Genomic DNA, 18,676 nt, shown 5'->3' on the forward strand with positions numbered 1-18,676 from the left:
ATAAACCCCAGTCCAATGTAGGAGCAAGACTTTGTGGGAGCAAGGCTTGCCCGCGATACAGGCGACTCAGTTCTGTCTGTCAGATCAAGCTGATGCCATCGCGGGCAAGCCTTGCTCCCACAAGAGTCTGTCCCAGAGGTCTGCTTACACCCGGGCCAAACTGAACCTGCAACAAACACAAGAAAAAGACCGTGCCAACATGTCAGAACCGACCTTACTGAACAAAGAAATCCGCGACTGGTTGATGGACTGCGGTCTGTTCGACCAGTTGCTGCCTGTCGACTTCGCCGCGGCGTCGGGCTATTTCAGCATCAGCGCCATCGCCGCGGGTGAAGCGATTTTCCGCGAGGGCGATGCCGGCAGCTTCATGTGCATCATCCACACCGGCCAGGTGGCCGTGCAGAAAACCGGCCCCGACGGCCAGCCCGTGACCATCGCCACGCTGCGCAGCGGCCGGGCATTCGGCGAAATGGCCGTGCTCGACGGCGAACGGCGCTCGGCCAGTTGCATCGCCGCCAGCGATTGCCAGTTGCTGAACCTGGGCAAGGACTCCCTGGAAAAAATGCTCAACGACGCCCCCAAGATCGCCGCCAAGATCATCCGCGCCCTCGCCGTCTCCCTGTCCAAGCGCCTGCGCATGGCTGATGGGCAGTTGTTGTCGCAGCAGGTCTGACCTCCCTCTGTCAGTTGAAACACAGAACCTGTGGGGAGCCTGTGGGAGCAAAGCTTGCTCGCGATAGCGGTGTTGCATATGTCGACGTCATCGCGAGCAAGCTTTGCTCCCACAGAGTCCACCTCAATGCCCGAACTCACAGGTTTTTACCATTCAGTTGTTTCACCGACGGGCTTCAGGTCTACCCCCCCGGCGACTTGGCCTTCACCGGCTTGGGCTCCATGCCCGGTATCGGCTGGTCCTTGGGCGGCTTGGGCATTTCGATGGGTGGCAGCAAGGGCGGCCCGCCGCCTCCGGGGCCAGCCTTGGGCACACCGTTGGGCGTCACCGGCGGATAGGGCATGGGAGTGGCGGTGCCAGGCGACCCGGGGATGCTGGGCGGGTTGACCGGAATCGTCGGTTGTTGAGCCTGGGCGCAACTAATTGAGAGCGCCGCCAGGGCAATGGCCGTTAGAATGATGCACTTCATCAATGGCTCCGTGGCTATTGTCTGCTTTAAGGCTAGTCGTTACCGCGCGGTTTGCCCTCCTACGAGATTTCCATGAAACGTTTCGTTCTGCTCGACACCACACCCATCCCTGATAACGGCGGTGCCCTGTGCCTGTTCGAGTACGGCGAAGACTTCGTCATCAAGATCCAGGGCGGCGACGGCGGGCAGTTGATGAACACCCGCATGCACGGTTCCGAAGACGCCCTGGCAGAGATCCCCTGCCGCAAGGTCGCCGGTCGTCCTGGCTCGCGCGTGCTGATCGGCGGCCTCGGCATGGGGTTCACCCTCGCCTCGGCCCTCAAGCACCTGGGCAAGACCGCCGAAGTGGTGGTGGCCGAACTGGTGCCCGGCGTGGTGGAGTGGAACCGTGGCCCACTGGGTGAAAAAGCCGGGCGGCCGCTGTCGGACCCGCGCACGGTGATCCGCATGGAAGACGTGGCCAAGGTGCTGCAAGCCGAACCCCAGGGTTTCGACGCGATCATGCTCGATGTCGACAACGGCCCGGAAGGCCTGACCCAGAAAGCCAACAGTTGGCTGTATTCGGCGGGAGGCCTGGCCGCCTGCGCCAAGGCCCTGCGGCCCAAGGGCGTGCTGGCGGTCTGGTCGGCCAGCGCTGACCGGCAGTTTTCCGACAAGCTGAAGAAGGCCGGCTTCAAGGCCGAAGAGGTGCAAGTGTTCGCCCATGGCAACAAAGGCACCCGCCACACCATCTGGATTGCCGAGAAGCTCAAGGGCTGAGCTAAACTCTGTCCAACCGTCATCCGTCTTGTCTACAAAGGTGAACCCATGAGTTCGTCAACGCCACCGTCCAACACCGCCAAGCTGGACCGCATCCTCGCCGATGCCCAGCGCGACCGGGAGATGGGCTACCGCGACAAAGCCCTGAAAATGTACCCCCATGTCTGTGGCCGCTGCGCCCGTGAGTTTTCCGGCAAGCGCCTGAGCGAACTGACCGTTCACCACCGCGACCACAACCACGACAACAACCCGCAGGACGGTTCCAACTGGGAACTGCTGTGCCTGTACTGCCACGACAACGAACACTCGCGCTACACCGACCAGCAATATTTCGGCGACGGCTCCCTGAGCACCCCGAAAATCGCCAAGGCGACCCACAACCCCTTCGCCGCACTGGCCGGGTTGATGAAGAAGGACGAGTAACTGGCCGTTGTGGCGAACCGGTCTATCTTGCGCTGCAAAGTGTTGCTCCACAGATCCAGTCCCCTCACTCGACTGTGGAGCGGCTGCCTGGGCCGCTTTCATGGCCTCGCTGACAAATCTGCAATGCCCCCGTCAGGTCGCTGACAGCTTCGCACCTTTAGCATGCCCGCTACTTCCCTCATTTGCAGGTGAAGTAAGCCAAGGTTGATGAATATCAATCTGCCAAAGCCCTCCCTGCCTATGCTGGGGTTATCGGTGGCGGTGGCTCGCCCGGCCTGAAGGAGCGACACCATGAACACTCATCAACCCCCGACTGGCGCAACGTCATTCTGGCGGGGCAAGACCGGCATTGTCTTGATCATGTTGTTGGCCATTGGCCTCTTCTATCTGGCGCGAGAACACTTCAGCCACATCGCGGCGAATTGGCCGTACCTGATTCTCCTGATATGTCCCTTGATGCATGTCTTCGGACACGGACATGGCCATGGCCATGGCGGTCATGGACGACATGGCGAGCCACCCGTCAACCGCAGGGATCAGGAAGGTTCCTAGCCATGCCCGACACTCCAGCGCACGTTCACCACAGTGCTTCAGCGCCCAGCGGCGACATGGCGACTGAATACACCTGTCCCATGCACCCGGAAATACGCCAACCCAGCCCCGGCATCTGCCCCAAGTGCGGCATGACGCTGGAGCCGGTGATGCCCGCGCTGGAAGAAGAGGACAATCCAGAACTCAAGGACTTCACCCGCCGCTTCTGGTGGTCCCTGCCGTTGACGGTCATCGTCACCGTGCTCGCCATGGCGGGGCACGCCTTGTCGCTGTTTCACGGTGCAACACAAAATTTCGTCGAGTTTTTCCTGGCGACACCCGTGGTCCTGTGGGCAGGCTGGCCGTTCTTTGTGCGGGCAGTGGCCTCTGTTCGCCAGCGTAGCCCGAACATGTGGACCCTGATTGGCCTGGGCACCGCGGCGGCCTATCTCTACAGTGTCGCAGCCACGTTTTGGCCCGGAGCTTTTCCCGCCACGTTCATGCAGGAGGGGCGGATCGGCGTCTACTTTGAAGCCGCCGCGGTGATCATCTCTCTTACCTTGCTGGGGCAGATGCTGGAGCTCAAGGCTCGCTCGCAGACGTCGGCCGCCATCAAGTCGCTGCTGGGGCTGTCCCCCAAAACCGCGCGCCGGATCAATGCCGACGGCCAGGAACAGGACATCCCCCTGACCCACGTCCATCAGGGTGACCACCTGCGGATCAGGCCCGGTGAAAAGGTCCCGGTCGACGGTGCGGTGCTCGAAGGTGAAAGCGCCGTGGACGAGTCGATGCTCACTGGCGAGCCGGTTCCGGTGATCAAACGCGCCGGGGACAGCCTGATCGGCGCCACGATCAACACCCACGGTAGCTTGGTGATGACGGCGCAGAAGGTCGGCGCCGAGACCGTCCTGGCGCAAATTGTCCAGATGGTCGCCCGGGCCCAGCGCTCGAAAGCCCCTATGCAGCGCATGGCCGACGTGATCGCGGGCTATTTCGTCATGGGCGTGATTGCCATCGCCGCACTGACCTTTTTCGGCTGGGGGCTGTTAGGTCCCGAGCCCGGTTGGGTCTTCGGGCTAATCAATGCTGTCGCTGTGCTGATCATCGCCTGCCCCTGTGCGCTAGGGCTCGCAACCCCCATGTCGATCATGGTGTCCACCGGCAAGGCTGCCAGCCTGGGCGTGCTTTTCCGGGACGCCAGCGCCATCGAGAACTTGTGCAGGATCGACACGCTGATCGTCGATAAGACTGGCACCCTGACCGAAGGGCGCCCGGCCTTTCACAGCGTGAAAGCCACCCAGGGCTTCGACGACAGCCAGGTGCTGCTGTTGGCCGCCAGCCTCGACCAGGGCAGCGAACATCCCCTGGCCCACGCCATCGTCGATCACGCACGAGTTGAGCATCTTGAACTGATCAAGCCGGCTTCATTTGAATCCGGCAGCGGTATCGGTGTCAGTGGCCAGGTGGACGGCAAGCAGGTCCACTTGGGCAATACCGCCCTGATGAACGCCGCCAGCATCAGCGTCAGCCCACTGCAACAACAGGCCGAGCAGCTACGCGCGCAAGGCATCAGCATTATCTACATGGCCATCGACGGTGCGCTGGCCGGGCTGCTGGCCGTCTCGGACCCGATCAAGCCGACCTCCAGGGAAGCGGTCAGCCGGCTCAAGGCTCACGACATAAAAATCATCATGGCCACCGGCGACGGCCTCACCACTGCACGCGCCGTGGCCAGGGAGATGGGCATTGAAGAGGTCCATGGCGAAGTCAAACCCGAGGACAAGGAGCGCCTGGTGGCGGACCTGCAGCGCGATGGTCGCCAGGTCGCGATGGCGGGTGACGGAATAAACGATGCGCCCGCCCTGGCTCGGGCGAACGTAGGCATTGCCATGGGAACAGGTACGGACGTGGCGATGAACAGCGCCCAACTGACCTTGGTAAAAGGCGATTTGATGGGGATCTTGCGGGCCCGCACCCTTTCGGTGGCAACCGTTAGAAACATGCGCCAGAACCTCGGTTTTGCCTTCCTCTACAACTCGATGGGTATTCCGTTGGCTGCCGGCCTGCTGTATCCCCTGACCGGTCACTTGCTCTCGCCCATGGTTGCCGCGATCGCCATGAGCGTGAGTTCAGCATCGGTGGTGTTCAATGCCTTGAGGTTGCGTAACACGCCAGCACAATAATCCGCGCAAAAAACAGGCGCCACCAGGGCGCCTGACCGTCTCAAAACCAAAGGAGAACAAACGAGACGGTAATCAGCCGCCATTCGGACAGTTATCACCCAGGAGCCTATATTCCACAGTATTGAGCTTGCCGCTCGAGTCTTCGTAAGTCATGCGCGACGGTCCGACACCACAGCCTTTATTGGCCGGCGTAATGCTCACCACTTTTTTTACATCGAGGTTCATGCCGTATTCGTAATGAACGATTTCGGCGACGGCTTTGCCGTTTTCGGCGGCGTATCGCGCCATGGCCAGTTGATTGTTCTGGATCATCTGGCCATAAACCCGGTCACCTCCGCCTTCCGCCAAGGCAAGGGAAGAAAGAGACAGGATCGAAACGGCGAGCAAGGCATCAAGGGTCTTCATGAGGAACTCCGGCAGTCATTTGTCAGGCAAACCATAACGACTGGTGCCTTTCACGACGCTGGCGGGGACGTTACCGATTGGTCAGGTTCGTGAATGGGTAACCGACCATCAGCCCCCACTCACAAACTGAACACGCAGCCCCATTCCCCGTATAATCGCGCCTTTTCCCCAAAGGCACCCCGCCCGTGGCCAACAAACGCTATAGCTGCATCGGTCTGTTCAACCCCAAGTCACCGGAAAACGTCGGTTCGGTCATGCGTGCCGCCGGCTGCTACGGCGTGGCGTCGGTGTTCTACACCGGCAAGCGCTATGAGCGTGCCGCCGACTTCGTCACCGACACCAAGAAAGTCCACTACGACATCCCGCTGATCGGTATCGACGACCTGAAGAAAATCCTGCCCCTGGGCTGTGTGCCAGTGGCCGTGGAACTGGTGGAGGGCGCTCGCCCACTGCCCGAATACACTCACCCGGACCGGGCGCTGTATATCTTCGGCCCGGAAGACGGTTCGCTGGACAAGGACATTCGCGACTGGTGCGAAGACGTGGTGTACATCCCCACCACCGGCTGCATGAACCTGGCCGCCACCGTCAACGTCGTGCTGTATGACCGCATGGCCAAAGGCAACAACACCCGTTCGGGGCCGCAATTCCGCTGATCGGTGCAACATTCGATTGAACAAGGCAATCGCTCGGGCAGTCAGTTTTATACCAATTCCCACACTGGAGACAGATCATGAGCGATAACAATCCGTTCGAGCCGATTGAGACCACCCCTTTCCAATCCCATCCGCCACAAAACGTGCATGGCTGGGAACGCATTGGCTCACTGGCTGGCGGTGTGCTGATGATGGGCAAGGGCTTGCGCCGTGGCGGTGTGCTCGGCCTGGCTCAACTGGCGATCGGCGGCATGGCGCTGGCGCGGGGGATCACCGGGCATTGCTCGGCCAAGGCCTTGTTGGAAAAGAACCGGCAGAACCTCAGCAACGCCCGCGCTCGCATCGAACAGGCCGGTGATGAGCTGAGTCGCCTGAAGGCCAATGCCGAGGCGGCGACTGGTACGGCTACGGTGACGGGGAATGATTCGCTGGATTCGCCGAAGGTTGGGCTCTGATTTTTTGTGGTGAGGCTGATGGCCTCATCGCGGGCAAGCCTTGCTCCCACACTGGATCTTCGCCGGATGAGATATTTGGTACGACTCAATCCTGTGGGAGCAAGGCTTGCCCGCGATAGCGGTATTACTGAATTAACTTGGTATCCAGCACAGTAGAGCTCCCATCCAGGACACTTTCACTGAGCTGAACGAACTCCTTGGTATCCACTGTCTCCAGCCGCATCGCCCCCTGCAACACATCATCCAGCGAACGCTTGTTACGGGTTTTCAGGCGAATCTCGCGGTCCAGTTCCTGCAATAGCAACACCGCCTTGGCCACTGCCCCGGGGCTGATCTGTTCGCCGCGCAAGGTGGTGACGCCCTTGCTGTCGCGGGCGAGCCGGTCATTGAGGGTCTGATAGCGCTCATCACTCAGGCCACCGGCGCGGCGCAGCAGTTCGATGGCGTAGTACTCGGTCAGCCCCTCGCTGATCCAGTCGCTGCGATCATGATCATTGACCCGAGCCAGCGCCTGCACCAACTCCCGCAACAACGGGCTACTGCCCCGCTCGCTGACCAGCGGCGGACGGCTGTGCAGGTAGATCGAGTCGTGACCGGCCTGGGCGCCACGCCACAACGGATCACCGGCACCGACAATCAGCAACTTGGCCGGATGGCGCGGCACCAGCGCTTGTACCTGCGGCCAGACGAATGTCAGCAGCGTCAGCACATCCATCCGGCGCATGCCCTGGCCTTGGGGCGAGGCCACCGTCACCTCCGTTTCGCCCAGGCGGGTGCGGCGGCTGCCCAGTTTGCCGGCGAGCATCCAGCCCGTGGGGCGGTCGAACAGGCGCGAGGAGTTGTCGATGCGAAAACGTTGCTTGCCGATGCGCGGCCAGGGCGTCTCGATGCTTTTCCAGCCATTGGGCAATTCAACTTCAAGACGGGCTACCAGTTCGACGCCGTCCTGCTGGTCGAGCTTGGCCGACGGGACCAGGTCGTCGCCGCGCAGTAACGCCCACGTCGGGGTCATGCGGGTTTCGAAGGTGGCGTTCTTGCGCGCATGGCTGATGCGCACGCGGTAGCTCAGGCTGGCCTTGTCGGCTGCCGGCCGCCAGACACCTCGCGCCTCTTTGCCGGGGGTGAGTTGCCACTGGCCGTCGGCCTTGAAATCGCTGTAGCGACTGCCGTCGCCGAGGTCAAAATCCAGGCTGCGCACCGCCGCTCCCCGGGCCAGTGTCAGGCGTACTTCGGCCTGATCGCTCTGGGGCAACAGGTGCACGTGATAATCCAGATCGACTTTCTGCGCCGCCCACAGCGGCCCGCACATCGCCAGCAGCCCGGCGGCCAGCATCCGTTTCAATCCTGCAGCCATGGGTTCTCCCTGGGGCGCGCCACCCGACGGCTCAGCCGGCGCGGAAAATCAGATGATCTTCCCAATCGTCTTCCGGCACGCTGCCTTCGGCCAGCATACGCCCGGACTGGGAAATGCGTTCGTGGTGCACGGCATCGCGATCACCGCAGACCAGGTGGTGCCACAACGGCAAGTCCTTGCCCTCGCTGACCAGCCGATAACCGCAGGTCGGCGGCAGCCATTTGAACTCATCGGCCTTGCCCGGCGTGAGCTGGATGCAGTCGGGGACAAAGTCGCGGCGGTTGGGGTAGTCGGTGCACTGGCAGGTTTTCAGGTCCAGCAGTTTGCAGGCGATGCGCGTGTAGTAGACGCTGTTGTCGTCTTCGTCTTCGAGTTTTTGCAGGCAGCACAGGCCACAGCCATCGCACAGCGATTCCCACTCCTGCGGATCGAGCTGATCGAGGGTTTTGCGTTTCCAGAACGGTTCGACTTTGGCGGCCATGGCTCAAGCATCAACATCAGGTGGTGAAAAGGCCGACAGTCTAGTGCCCGGGCCTCTTCAGGCCAAGCATTGGCGACTGTCGGTAGGCCGGGGCTTGTCAGGCCGGGCGGCGGGACGTAGGTTGCGTCATTGAGTTTCCAAACCCCAGCCAGGTAAGCCCATGAGTGCCAATCCCCGCATTGCCGATTACGCGATTCACCCTCAATTCATCGAGCGCTGGTCGCCCCGCGCCTTTACCGGCGAAACCATTGCCGAAGAAACCCTGCTGGGCTTCTTCGAGGCCGCACGCTGGGCGCCGTCGGCGTACAACTCCCAGCCGTGGCGTTTCCTGTATGCACGTCGCGACACGCCGAATTGGGAGCGTTTCCTGGGCCTGCTCAATGAATTCAACCGCGGCTGGGCCCAACACGCCTCGGCATTGGTGATCATTGTTTCGAAAACCACCTTCGCCGTGCCCGGCGCCACCGAAGAAACCCCAGCGCAGTCCCATACCTTCGATACGGGCGCGGCCTGGGGCCACCTGGCGCTGCAAGCCAGCCTCAGCGGCTGGCATACCCACGGCATGGCCGGTTTCGACCAGGAGTTGACCCGCAAGGAACTGAAGATCCCGGAAGGCTACGCCCTGCACGCCGCCGTGGCGATTGGCAAGCTGGGGGACAAATCGACACTGGCCGAATACCTCCAGGCCCGCGAAACCCCAAGCCCGCGCCGGCCGTTGAGCGAACTGGTGGCAGAAGGCGATTTCAGCCTGTAACCCTGTTTTGTGATCACTGAAATAACCACTGTGGGAGCGAGCTTGCTCGCGATGGCGTCAGGTCAGCCAACATTGATGTCGACTGATGCACCGCTATCGCGAGCAAGCTCGCTCCCACAGTTTGATAGGGGTTAGCTTCAGTAGCCCCGGGTGAAGTCCACTTCACCGCGCAGCGCGTCGCCCGCCTGGTAGGCCCGCAGGTTTTCCAGGAACAACTGCACCATCATCGGCGGCGAGGTCGGTGCCGAGCTGTGGCCAGTCAACAGCAGGCCCCAGGCGGTCCAGAAGGGGTGGCGCTGCGGCAGCGGCTCCTGGCGGCAGACGTCGATCACCGCACCGGCCAGGTGCCCTTCCTTCAGGGCTTGCACCAGGTCCGCATCCACCACCGCGACGCCACGGCCGACGTTGATGAACAAGCCGGTCGGCTTGAATTGCTTGAACAGCGCCGCGTCGTACACATCATGGGTATCGGGTGTGTTGGGCAGCAGATTGATCACGTAATCCGCCTCGCCCACCAGACGTGGCAGATCCTTCAGCGCCCCGACCTCGATGAACGGCGCCAACGCCCGGGCTTCGCGGGCAACGCCATACAACTGCACACCGAACGGCACGAGGAACTGCGCCACACGCTGGCCGATATCCCCTGTCCCGACGATCAACACCTTGCGCCCGGCCAGCCCTTGCCCCTGGCGGTTGTCCCACTTGCGCTCGACCTGGCTGACCAGACGTGCCAGCACCTCGCGCTCATGGCCAAGCATGTAGGTCAGCACGTACTCGGCCATCACCTGGCCGAAAATGCCCACCGCACGGGTCAGGCGGTAATTGCGCGTCAAACCCTCGGCCAGCAACGGCGTGATGCCTGCCCAGGTCGATTGCAGCCAGCTGGGTCTATGGCCCTGACGCAACAGGGTGGCCAACAGATCAGGCTGGCCGAGCCAGACCGGGCAATCGGTGGCCAGTCGCGACAGTTCGGCGGAGTCGCCGCTGGTCAGGACTTCAATATCGGGTGCCGCCTGACGCAAAAGCTGGGCGTACACCGGGTGGTCGTGTTCGGCAATCAGAACGCGCATGAATCAAACCTTTCAAAAACAGTGCAGACAATCGCCGACAGAGTGTCGCTCCATCCCTGCGATCGTCGTCAATAAACCATTCCAGTGTGTTTAAGGAGGCACCCAGGACAGATGCCTCCAATACCGTCAGACCGGGTCGTTGCGGCGCAGCAACTCTTCGGGCAAATGCTCGATGTACTCGTCTTCGGCCGGCGGCATCTGCAAGTGATAGCCCTGGGTGTCGAGGTTTTCCAGCACTTTGTTGATGTCTTCCCGGGACAGCGCCCGCTCAGGGCTAAGCACCAGGTCGAAGGCATGGATCGCCTTGCCAAAGGCGGCCATCAACGGCTCAGGTACACGCTCCAAGGCATCGCTCTTGAGCACATACAGGTACATCTCGTTTTTCTTCGAGCTTCGGTAGATGGAGCAGATACGTTTCAAGGCTGTTCTCCGGCAGTGGCCAGGCTGTCGAGCAGCGCCTGGCCCATCAATTCGCGGCGCCAGCCACGCAACGAATCGGGCAATTGGTAAGGGCCCTCGGGGAAGCCGCTCTTGATCAGCGCTTCGAGGGTTTTCTTGCGCAGCATCAGCTCCGGGGCAATTTCCAGGCGCTCGGCTTCTGCCTGCCCCAGCGCCCGCAGACGCTTGACCAGGGCCGAGGCCTCGATGGGCAAGGGCTCGGCCACGGCCGGCGGCCATTGCTCGGGCGGCACGCTGGCGGCGCGCTGGATCAGGTCCAGCAGAAACTGGCCGTCCTGGCGCACGGTGCGCGGGTGCATGTCTTCGATCTTCGCCAACGCGCCGAGGTTGTCCGGCTGGGTACGGGCCAGGGGCCACAGCGAATGCTCACGAATGATGCGATTGCGCGGCAGGTCACGGGCCCGCGCCTCGCGTTCGCGCCAGGCGCACAGCTCGCGCAGCACGGCCAATTGGGCGCGGGACAGTTTCCAGGCGAGCTTGGCCTCGCGGTAGACCTCGTACGGGTCGACTTCGCGACGCAGGTTGGCCACCAGTTCGGCGCCGTCTTCCAGGACCCAACGGTATTTTTCGTCGGAAAGCTTCGGGCGCAGCAGTACGAAAACTTCTGCCAGGTGCACGGCATCCTCTGCCGCGTAGCTGATCTGCGTCTCTGACAGGGGCCGTTGCAGCCAGTCGGAACGGGTCTCGCCCTTGGGCAACTCGATACCCAGCACTTCCTGCACCAGCCGCGAATAGCCCATGGAGAAACCCAGGTTCAGGTAGGCAGCGGCCAATTGAGTATCGAACAGCGGCGCAGGCAGGCTGCCGGTCAGGCGCAGCAGCACTTCAAGGTCTTCGCTGCAGGCGTGCAACACCTTGAGTACCGCCGGGTTTTCCAGCAGTGCGGCCAAGGGTTGCCAATTGTCGATGGTCAAGGGGTCGATCAGGTAGGCGCGCTTGCCGTCGCCGATCTGCAATAAACCGGCAATCGGGTAAAAAGTGTCGACCCGCATGAATTCGGTGTCGAGGGCGACGAATGGCAACTGCTGCCACTCGGCGCAAAACTGACCGAGGCTATCGTTGTCGCGAATCCAGTGAATATCGATGGCCACACGGCTCTCCCTTGAAGAATGGCGCGCAGTATATATCGCCGCCGGCGATTGCGAGCATCCATAGAGCAGCAGCCTAAGAGAAATCGCCTGCGAAAAAGCAAGAATAGTCCTACATCAGGACTTAACCGGTCTTACGCAATACATAAACACGCGTTAGCGCGAAACCGGGCAGGAAATCCTGATACCAGAGCACGTTAAAACCGGCCTGGCGAAACTCGGCTTCGAGATTGGCCTTATCGGCCAGGCTCCGTTGCGGCGCCTGGCCGATCTTGAAGCGTCCTTCGATTTGCACCGAAACGATCACCGTGTCGCGACTGACCCGATGAAATTCGCGCAACAGCGCCAGGCGATGCTCGCTGGCGCTGACGTGGCGAAACAGTTGCAGACAACAAATACAATCCACCGCGTTGGCCGACAGCCCGATGGTGAACGCCGAACTCGGGAACGTCTTGACCCGTTGGAGCAACGCGCCGCCATGGTGGGTGAGCGCATGTTCGAGCATGTCCGGCGACGGGTCCGCCGCCAGGATCACCCGGTTGGCGTGCTCGGCCAGCACCGGCCAGAACCGCCCCGCGCCACAGGCTACATCCAGCACCAACCCGGGTTCGCCCGCCACCTTCAGGGCGTTGCGCACCATGTGTTCGTCGCGCCAGAACGCCAGGCGCAACCGACGAGGCGCCGGCCGACAGCAGACCTGTGCATGTTCCTGGTCATGCTGCCTGGCGAACTCAAGCTCGACGGTGGATGGGGGTAGCCCGGACATACGAACGGCTCTTGGGATTGGATGGATGACAGGTTAAACAACGCTGCGTGAAAAAAAGGTCCAGGCCATCACTCTCGCGCCAGGACACCGTCAATCACCGCACCGCGGCAGTTGGCGAACAGATCCAGGTCCCGGTTGTAGACCTGGCTGTTGACTTCCAGCAACCCGATCATCGAATGAAACAGGTTGTCCTGGCTCAAGGGCTTTTGCCGACTCAGTTGCAGGCAATGGGTGTCGACCGAGAAAGACTTCTGATAGCTGTCGGAAAACCACGCAAGCATCGCCACGTGTTTCTGTTGCTCCGGGGCAAGCATGTAGGGTGTGCCATGGAGAAACAGGTTGTATTCGCCCAGGGATTCACCATGGTCCGACAGGTACAGCATGGCCGTGTCGACCTTGTCCTGGTTGGCCCGCAGCAGATCGATAAGGGTCGAGAGCACATGGTCGGTGTACACCAGCGTGTTGTCGTAGCCGTTGACGATGCTCTCGCGACTGCAATTGTCCAGCGCGTTGCTTTCGCAGACCGGGGTGAAATGCTCGTACTCCTTGGGATAGCGCTTGAAGTATTCCGGCCCGTGGCTGCCCATCTGGTGCAGCACCAGCACCGTGTCCTTGTCGAGCGTGTCGATGAAATGCTGCAGCCCCTGGAGCAGGATTTCATCACGACATTCGCTGCTCGCACACAGGGTTGGATCCTTCAGATTGCTCACATCCTGCACGGTGACCCGGTCGCAGGTGCCCTTGCAGCCAGACTGGTTGTCCCGCCAGATCACCTCCAGCCCGGCGCGCTTGAGCACATCCAGCAACCCCTCTTCATTCTTGGCGACGCTGGCGTCGTAGTTCTTGCGCCCCATGTTGGAAAACATGCAAGGCACCGACACGGCGGTTTCAGTGCCGCAGGACTGCACGTCGGTGAAGGCGATCAGGCCGGCCTCTTTGTCCAGTGTCGGTGTGGTGTCGCGGTTATAGCCGAGGATGCCGAAGTTCTCGGCCCGGGCACTCTCGCCCACCACCAGCACGGTCAGGGATTTGCGGCCGTGGGTTTGCCAGGCGGGATTGCGGCTCGCGTCCTCGCCCAGGGTGATGAACGGCTGCTTGGCCGACGCGACCTGCTCACGCAAGTAGCCGAACGAAGCACCGATGTAATTGCTCGGCACGACCATCAAGCGCAACTCGTGGTGGTTGCGAAACAACGAAGACAGGCCTTGGTAGTTGGCCAGGGCGACCACGCCAATCACCGCGGCCGACGCCACGCCGACCAGCAACTTACTTAATAATTCCTTGGGCCAACGACGGTAGTTGATCGGGGTCTTGAACAATAACCAGCAAGGCAACACCCCCAACAACCCGATATAAACAAACAACTTCAGCGACAACAGATCACGAACTTCCGTGGCATTGGTTTCAGCAAAGTTGCGCAACATGCCAGCGTCGATCAATACGCCGTATTGGGCCATGAAATACGCCACGCCAGCGCTGATCAGGAACAACAGCATCAGCACGGGCTTGAGCAGCGGACGGAAAGCCACGAGCGTCAACACCAGGTTGAACGCGCTGAAAATCATCAGGCCAAACGCCAGGCACATCAGCAGGCCACGAGCATCAGCCGTGGTGATCGCTAGCAAGTGTTGCCAGAGAACGATGTTGAAGCCCACTAATAAAAAGGCACTGGCGACCAGTGTCACCCACTCGGGGCGCACGGCTTTAATGGTCAGCATGATGGTTGACGGCTTCCTGAAAGTTGCTCTTTGAAAAAGAAGTGCCGTAGAAAATGTGAAAATTTCATTTCCTACGGCAGCACAAACTTTAGGTAGCTCACCATCAATTTTTCGTGAAAAACTTGCTACTAAATAATTATTTAAGAAACCACTGGCCAGCCGATTTCACGCCTGATTCAGATACCAGCGCCAGTCCTGCTCTCCGACTTCCCCCATGAATTGACGGTATTCGGCGCGCTTGACCGCCAGATAAACGCCAAGAAACTCATCGCCAAACGCTTCCCGGGCCCAGGCCGATGCCTCAAGGGCACGCAGGGTGGTGAGCCAGTCGGTGGGCAACAGCTCGGTCGCCTGGGCGTAGCCGTTGCCTTCGACAGGCTTCCCGGGATCGCACTGTTCACGCAGGCCGCGATGAATGCCGGCCAATATCGCCGCCGCAGCCAGGTAAGGGTTGGCATCGGCGCCGCAGATACGATGCTCGATGTGCCGCGAGAACGCCGGGCCGCCCGGCACCCTCAGGCTCACCGTGCGGTTGTCTACGCCCCAGGTCGCTGCCAGCGGCGCGTAGCTGTTGCTTTGGAAGCGCCGGTAGGAGTTGGCGTTCGGACAAAACATCAACAGCGAATCGAGCAAGGTGTCGAGCATCCCACCTACTGCCTGGCGCAACAGCGGCGTGCCGTCGGCGGCTTCACTGGCAAACAAATTGTGGCCATCGCGGTCCGCCAGGCTGACATGCATGTGCATGCCGGAGCCCGCCAAGTGATCGAACGGCTTGGCCATGAAGCAGGCCTGCATGCCGTGCTTGTGGGCCACGCCCTTGACCAGTCGCTTGTAGCGCACCGCCTCATCCATGGCTTGCAAGGCATCGCTGCGGTGCTCGAGGGTGATCTCCACTTGTCCCGGTGCGTATTCGGAAATGGCGGTCCGGGCCGGAATGCCTTGCACCTTGCACGCAGCGTACAGATCGGCCAGGAACGGCTCGATCTGCTCCAGCTCGCGCAAACCGTAGACCTGGGTAGCACGCGGTCGGCCACCGTCGGCATCGCGCGCCGGTTGTGGCCGGCCTTGGCTGTCGCGTTGCGCGTCCAGCAGATAAAACTCCAGCTCCGCCGCCATCACCGGGTAATAACCATCGGCCTGCAAGGCTTCGATCACCTGGCTGAGCAGATAACGTGGATCGGCGATTGTCGCCGGCATTCCTTCCCGGGGATGCATGCTGACCTGCACGGCGGCCGTGGGAATCAATCGCCACGGCATGCGCTGCAAGCTGCCGCTGAGGGGATAGGCACGGCAATCGATGTCACCGACGTCCCACACCAGCCCGGAATTTTCCACATCATCGCCATTGACCGTCAGCCCGAGAATCGTACTGGGCAGTGGCCGGCCACTTTCGAAGACCGCCAGCAACTCGTCCCGATGCAACAACTTGCCCCGGGGCACGCCGTTGTTGTCGAGAATGAACAGCTCGAACAGTTCGATATCGGGGTTCTGCGCAAGAAACGCCTGGGCGTGTTGCACGGGTGCGAAAGAAATCTTGGCAAGGCTCATGAGAAGGCTCGTATTTCCATGTCGGACGGGCGACAAGGCACCGTCAGTCTGTGCTCGCCATTGAGCGAACACTGCGAATGATCAACAGGTAATACGAGTATCTGGAGGACGGGCGTGACGGCAATGCCAGAGCGCCCAAAAGGCTAGCTCGGAAGGCAACGCACTAAGAGTTGGGGCCATGGCAGGCGTGAACCGGCCAACCGGATCGACCGCGGCAGATGAAGGGTATTGGAATGCCAGGAGCCAACCGTCCATGAGCGCATCACAGAAAACACATCGAGCAAGCGTCCCACGGCACCCTGGGAGGTTAAACCTGGATTTGATGGAGCTTGGATCGCAGCGAACTAAACATAGGCAAACCAAACAGTCGTTGATCGACACGTCGTGTTCCCTACATTATCTGTCCCGTTCCCGACCATGAAAGCGCCTGCCCGGCATTCTCTTGGCACCATCGTTCCGTTAGGATCGTCAGCCTGGTTTGCGCAAAATCGCGCAAGGAGCACAGCGAGAGACAGAACGGATGCTGAACAGTAACTCCCTCAGAAAGCTCGACATGCAAGACCTCATGGTGTTTAGCGCCGTGTACGAGCAAAGCAGTGTCACCGGCGTGTCCGAGGCATTGTGCGTCAGTCAGTCAACCGTCAGTTATTGCCTCAAGAAACTGCGAACCTGTTTCGAAGACGAGCTATTCATCAACACCCGCACCGGCATGCGCCCCACCTATAAGGCCGAGGGCATGTACGACCATGTGCGCGCCATTTTGCAAAGCATCAACCTGTGCCATGCCGGTACACCCACCTTCGATCCGACCCGGCAGGCCATTACCTTCAATATCTGCGCGCCGGAATACTTCGAGCAGTTGATCCTGCCGCAACTGCTGCAAGGCTTCGATTACGCCAATCTGCCGGTGGTGGTGAACGTGCACAAGCTTGAAGCCGACATTCCCGCCGAAGAGTTGCGCGACGGCAGCCTGGACCTGGTGATCTGCTTCGGCCCGAACTTCCACAGCAACCATGCCGATTTCAAATCCCGGCAGTTGCTGGAGGAAGACCTGGTTTGTGTCGTGGATAAACGGGCGACGCCACTTGAGCCGCAACTGAGCCTTCAGTCTTTCGTACGGCGTCGACACGTGTTTCCGACGCCCTGGTCGTCAGCGACCAACATGGTGGACGGCTGGCTGTCGCAGCAGGCGCATCAACGCCAGATTGCCGCCCGCGCCAACAGCTACAGTGCCGCACTGAAGATGATCACCGGCACCGACTTCATCCTGACCCTGCCCCGTCGTATCCAGAAACTGCTGGCCAACGAGGCGATCTTCAATCATCACGAAGTGCCCCAGGGCCTGCCGGGGTTCACCCTGAACATGCAGTGGAGCCTGGCCGTCGATCAGGACAGTGCCAACGCCTGGCTGCGCGAACAGATCATCAAGGCCTGCGGCGCCCGCGACACCTGATCGTCATTGACCGATCAAGGCCTTGGCATACGGGCCTCGATCGATGTCGAGGATTTCCACGCACAGTTGCACGCTAACGTCGGCCGGCCATGGCCCCAGTTCCTGGATCACGGCCAGCAGGCTATCGGCCAGTTGCTTCTTGATTTCCGGCGAGCGACCGCTCAGCAAGGCCAGCTTCACGTGGACGAAACCCCGCTCGCCCAGCCCCGTGCCCACCCGGAAAGTCTCGAGTTTCACGGCCCGGCTCTTGATGTCCAGCTCGGCGGCGAATTGGCCAGAGGCCACCAGCGCATTGTTCAGGCGCAGCAATGCGACATCGGCCTTCAGCTCGGGCAGGTTGGCGGTGTACTCCATGTGCAGGTGAGGCATGTGTTCGACTCCGATTCGAAAATATGACAAGGGGATTTCAGCCGTCACAACCTTACCTCGACTTTAAACGTTGGGGCAGGTTTTGTTTCGCTGCGGGCCGGGTCAGGGTTGCGCCAAGACCCCACGCTCGCCCATGAAGGCCTCCAACCGCGACCGCAACCAGCGCTCGGCCGGGTCACTGTCGACATGGCTCAGCCAGACCATGGACAAATCCAGGGTTGGGGTCTTGAAAGGAAAGGGTTCGTTGAACAGTTGCCCCGAAGCCGCCATGGCGGCGGCGGTATAGTCCGGCAGGCTGGCGATCAGGTCCGTGCCGGCCAGCAACGCCGGCAATGCGCTGTATTGCGGCACCGATAGCACGACCTGGCGCGTGCGTCCGATCTCGGCCAGCCATTCATCGGCAAACCCGGCAACGTTCGCGGTATGGGACACCAGCACATGGGGTCGCGCGCAATACTCGTCCAGGGTCAGCGGCGTGTCCGAGGCATCGGCGCGCAACACCCGGGGCTGGATGTGTCGCAACAATTTGCGCTTGGCGTTGGCCGGCAGACCGCGCGTCTGGCTGATGCCCACGGTGATGTCGCCCGATGCCAGCAAATCGGGGATGCGCCAGTAATCGACGTGCTGCACCACGAACACGATTTGCGGCGCTTCTTGCCGCAGGCTGCTCAACAGGGGCGGCAACAGGCCGAACTCGACGTCATCCGACAGGCCGATGCGAAACGTCATGGTGCTGTTGGTGGGATCGAAATCGTGGGTCAGGCTCAAGGCCACAGACAGCGAATCGAGCGCCGGAGATAGATGCCGGATGATTTCTTCAGCCCGGGCCGTCGGCTCCATGCGGTGGCCGACGCGAATGAACAACGGGTCGTTGAACATCTTGCGCAAACGATTGAGGGCCGAGCTGATGGTTGGTTGGCCCAGGAACAGTTTTTCCGCCACCCGTGTCACGTTACGCTCAAGCATCAGCGTTTCGAAAACCACCATCAGGTTGATGTCGGCCTTGCGCAATTCGTTGCGGTTCATCCACTGCCCTCGATCCTTGATTGGATGCAGTGTAGA

General features: G+C 61.0%; 21 protein-coding genes. 9 read left to right on the forward strand and 12 right to left on the reverse strand.

Annotated features, from left to right (window positions below; all coding sequences use genetic code 11):
* Positions 1-199 precede the first annotated feature (199 nt).
* Positions 200-673 (forward strand): cyclic nucleotide-binding domain-containing protein, encoded by a 474-nt coding sequence (locus F7R20_RS27440; protein ID WP_003198869.1) that lies wholly within the window; start codon positions 200-202, stop codon positions 671-673.
* Positions 674-854: 181 nt separating this feature from the next.
* On the opposite strand, the gene F7R20_RS27445 is transcribed toward F7R20_RS27440, so the two are convergent.
* On the reverse strand, positions 855-1,142 hold the full coding sequence (locus tag F7R20_RS27445; protein ID WP_003198868.1) for a hypothetical protein: 288 nt from the start codon (positions 1,140-1,142) through the stop codon (positions 855-857).
* 72 nt (positions 1,143-1,214) lie between these two features.
* Here F7R20_RS27445 and F7R20_RS27450 point away from each other — a divergent pair, with 72 nt between their 5' ends.
* From F7R20_RS27450 to F7R20_RS27465, 4 genes are all read left to right on the forward strand, one after another.
* Positions 1,215-1,901, forward strand: a complete 687-nt coding sequence (locus F7R20_RS27450; protein WP_003184244.1) for a spermidine synthase — start codon at positions 1,215-1,217, stop codon at positions 1,899-1,901.
* Positions 1,902-1,949: 48 nt separating this feature from the next.
* Positions 1,950-2,324: a YajD family HNH nuclease gene (locus F7R20_RS27455; protein WP_003184246.1), complete on the forward strand. Its 375-nt coding sequence runs from the start codon at positions 1,950-1,952 to the stop codon at positions 2,322-2,324.
* 291 nt (positions 2,325-2,615) lie between these two features.
* Positions 2,616-2,876, forward strand: coding sequence for a DUF2933 domain-containing protein (locus F7R20_RS32015; RefSeq protein WP_033028066.1), 261 nt, complete (start codon positions 2,616-2,618; stop codon positions 2,874-2,876).
* A gap of 2 nt (positions 2,877-2,878) precedes the next feature.
* Complete coding sequence (locus tag F7R20_RS27465; RefSeq protein ID WP_003198866.1) at positions 2,879-5,038, forward strand: copper-transporting P-type ATPase; 2,160 nt, start codon at positions 2,879-2,881, stop codon at positions 5,036-5,038.
* Between the two features lie 72 nt (positions 5,039-5,110).
* On the opposite strand, the gene F7R20_RS27470 is transcribed toward F7R20_RS27465, so the two are convergent.
* Positions 5,111-5,443: a DUF2790 domain-containing protein gene (locus tag F7R20_RS27470; protein ID WP_003198864.1), complete on the reverse strand. Its 333-nt coding sequence runs from the start codon at positions 5,441-5,443 to the stop codon at positions 5,111-5,113.
* A gap of 185 nt (positions 5,444-5,628) precedes the next feature.
* Here F7R20_RS27470 and F7R20_RS27475 point away from each other — a divergent pair, with 185 nt between their 5' ends.
* Positions 5,629-6,099 carry an RNA methyltransferase gene (locus F7R20_RS27475; protein WP_003198862.1) on the forward strand — a complete coding sequence of 157 codons (471 nt, stop codon included), beginning with the start codon at positions 5,629-5,631 and terminating at the stop codon, positions 6,097-6,099.
* Positions 6,100-6,176: 77 nt separating this feature from the next.
* Positions 6,177-6,554 (forward strand): YgaP family membrane protein, encoded by a 378-nt coding sequence (locus tag F7R20_RS27480; protein ID WP_003198860.1) that lies wholly within the window; start codon positions 6,177-6,179, stop codon positions 6,552-6,554.
* A gap of 124 nt (positions 6,555-6,678) precedes the next feature.
* Here F7R20_RS27480 and F7R20_RS27485 read toward each other — a convergent pair whose 3' ends face one another.
* Both F7R20_RS27485 and F7R20_RS27490 read right to left on the reverse strand, forming a co-directional pair.
* The gene (locus F7R20_RS27485; RefSeq protein WP_003198859.1) at positions 6,679-7,908 is read right to left on the reverse strand and encodes a hypothetical protein; all 1,230 of its coding nucleotides are present in this window, start codon (positions 7,906-7,908) and stop codon (positions 6,679-6,681) included.
* 31 nt (positions 7,909-7,939) lie between these two features.
* Positions 7,940-8,389, reverse strand: coding sequence for a YcgN family cysteine cluster protein (locus F7R20_RS27490; protein WP_003198858.1), 450 nt, complete (start codon positions 8,387-8,389; stop codon positions 7,940-7,942).
* A gap of 160 nt (positions 8,390-8,549) precedes the next feature.
* Here F7R20_RS27490 and F7R20_RS27495 point away from each other — a divergent pair, with 160 nt between their 5' ends.
* Positions 8,550-9,143, forward strand: a complete 594-nt coding sequence (locus F7R20_RS27495; protein WP_003198856.1) for a nitroreductase family protein — start codon at positions 8,550-8,552, stop codon at positions 9,141-9,143.
* 137 nt (positions 9,144-9,280) lie between these two features.
* Here the strand turns inward: F7R20_RS27495 and F7R20_RS27500 are convergent, their stop codons facing one another.
* The 6 genes from F7R20_RS27500 to F7R20_RS27525 all read right to left on the reverse strand — a co-directional run bounded on the left by F7R20_RS27500 (position 9,281) and on the right by F7R20_RS27525 (position 15,777).
* On the reverse strand, positions 9,281-10,213 hold the full coding sequence (locus F7R20_RS27500; RefSeq protein WP_003198855.1) for a D-2-hydroxyacid dehydrogenase: 933 nt from the start codon (positions 10,211-10,213) through the stop codon (positions 9,281-9,283).
* Between the two features lie 126 nt (positions 10,214-10,339).
* Complete coding sequence (locus F7R20_RS27505; protein ID WP_003198853.1) at positions 10,340-10,633, reverse strand: YcgL domain-containing protein; 294 nt, start codon at positions 10,631-10,633, stop codon at positions 10,340-10,342.
* Entirely contained in the window at positions 10,630-11,763 is a 1,134-nt protein-coding gene (gene rnd, locus F7R20_RS27510) for a ribonuclease D (RefSeq protein WP_003198851.1), read from the reverse strand. Before rnd ends, F7R20_RS27505 begins: the two co-directional genes overlap by 4 nt.
* A gap of 121 nt (positions 11,764-11,884) precedes the next feature.
* The gene (locus F7R20_RS27515) at positions 11,885-12,526 is read right to left on the reverse strand and encodes a class I SAM-dependent methyltransferase (RefSeq protein WP_003198849.1); all 642 of its coding nucleotides are present in this window, start codon (positions 12,524-12,526) and stop codon (positions 11,885-11,887) included.
* Positions 12,527-12,594: 68 nt separating this feature from the next.
* Positions 12,595-14,244 (reverse strand): phosphoethanolamine transferase, encoded by a 1,650-nt coding sequence (locus F7R20_RS27520; protein WP_003198847.1) that lies wholly within the window; start codon positions 14,242-14,244, stop codon positions 12,595-12,597.
* A 165-nt stretch (positions 14,245-14,409) separates the two neighbouring features.
* The gene (locus F7R20_RS27525; RefSeq protein ID WP_161796643.1) at positions 14,410-15,777 is read right to left on the reverse strand and encodes a glutamine synthetase family protein; all 1,368 of its coding nucleotides are present in this window, start codon (positions 15,775-15,777) and stop codon (positions 14,410-14,412) included.
* Between the two features lie 535 nt (positions 15,778-16,312).
* Between F7R20_RS27525 and F7R20_RS27530 the strand changes: the two genes are divergently transcribed.
* On the forward strand, positions 16,313-17,245 hold the full coding sequence (locus F7R20_RS27530) for a LysR family transcriptional regulator (RefSeq protein ID WP_003198843.1): 933 nt from the start codon (positions 16,313-16,315) through the stop codon (positions 17,243-17,245).
* A gap of 3 nt (positions 17,246-17,248) precedes the next feature.
* Here F7R20_RS27530 and F7R20_RS27535 read toward each other — a convergent pair whose 3' ends face one another.
* Positions 17,249-17,614 (reverse strand): 5-carboxymethyl-2-hydroxymuconate Delta-isomerase, encoded by a 366-nt coding sequence (locus F7R20_RS27535; protein ID WP_003198841.1) that lies wholly within the window; start codon positions 17,612-17,614, stop codon positions 17,249-17,251.
* Positions 17,615-17,716: 102 nt separating this feature from the next.
* Positions 17,717-18,640 (reverse strand): LysR family transcriptional regulator, encoded by a 924-nt coding sequence (locus F7R20_RS27540; RefSeq protein WP_003198839.1) that lies wholly within the window; start codon positions 18,638-18,640, stop codon positions 17,717-17,719.
* Positions 18,641-18,676 lie beyond the last annotated feature (36 nt).

It is taken from the genome of Pseudomonas brassicacearum subsp. brassicacearum (assembly GCF_008801605.1).
Lineage (GTDB): Bacteria > Pseudomonadota > Gammaproteobacteria > Pseudomonadales > Pseudomonadaceae > Aquipseudomonas > Aquipseudomonas brassicacearum.

Coding starts and splice junctions, on each gene's coding strand:
- F7R20_RS27440 (WP_003198869.1), top strand. CDS start 200: ATGTCAGAACCGACCTTACTGAACAAAGAAATCCGCGACTGGTTGATG.
- F7R20_RS27445 (WP_003198868.1), bottom strand. CDS start 1,142: ATGAAGTGCATCATTCTAACGGCCATTGCCCTGGCGGCGCTCTCAATT.
- F7R20_RS27450 (WP_003184244.1), top strand. CDS start 1,215: ATGAAACGTTTCGTTCTGCTCGACACCACACCCATCCCTGATAACGGC.
- F7R20_RS27455 (WP_003184246.1), top strand. CDS start 1,950: ATGAGTTCGTCAACGCCACCGTCCAACACCGCCAAGCTGGACCGCATC.
- F7R20_RS32015 (WP_033028066.1), top strand. CDS start 2,616: ATGAACACTCATCAACCCCCGACTGGCGCAACGTCATTCTGGCGGGGC.
- F7R20_RS27465 (WP_003198866.1), top strand. CDS start 2,879: ATGCCCGACACTCCAGCGCACGTTCACCACAGTGCTTCAGCGCCCAGC.
- F7R20_RS27470 (WP_003198864.1), bottom strand. CDS start 5,443: ATGAAGACCCTTGATGCCTTGCTCGCCGTTTCGATCCTGTCTCTTTCT.
- F7R20_RS27480 (WP_003198860.1), top strand. CDS start 6,177: ATGAGCGATAACAATCCGTTCGAGCCGATTGAGACCACCCCTTTCCAA.
- F7R20_RS27485 (WP_003198859.1), bottom strand. CDS start 7,908: ATGGCTGCAGGATTGAAACGGATGCTGGCCGCCGGGCTGCTGGCGATG.
- F7R20_RS27490 (WP_003198858.1), bottom strand. CDS start 8,389: ATGGCCGCCAAAGTCGAACCGTTCTGGAAACGCAAAACCCTCGATCAG.
- F7R20_RS27495 (WP_003198856.1), top strand. CDS start 8,550: ATGAGTGCCAATCCCCGCATTGCCGATTACGCGATTCACCCTCAATTC.
- F7R20_RS27500 (WP_003198855.1), bottom strand. CDS start 10,213: ATGCGCGTTCTGATTGCCGAACACGACCACCCGGTGTACGCCCAGCTT.
- F7R20_RS27515 (WP_003198849.1), bottom strand. CDS start 12,526: ATGTCCGGGCTACCCCCATCCACCGTCGAGCTTGAGTTCGCCAGGCAG.
- F7R20_RS27520 (WP_003198847.1), bottom strand. CDS start 14,244: ATGCTGACCATTAAAGCCGTGCGCCCCGAGTGGGTGACACTGGTCGCC.
- F7R20_RS27530 (WP_003198843.1), top strand. CDS start 16,313: ATGCTGAACAGTAACTCCCTCAGAAAGCTCGACATGCAAGACCTCATG.
- F7R20_RS27535 (WP_003198841.1), bottom strand. CDS start 17,614: ATGCCTCACCTGCACATGGAGTACACCGCCAACCTGCCCGAGCTGAAG.
- F7R20_RS27540 (WP_003198839.1), bottom strand. CDS start 18,640: ATGAACCGCAACGAATTGCGCAAGGCCGACATCAACCTGATGGTGGTT.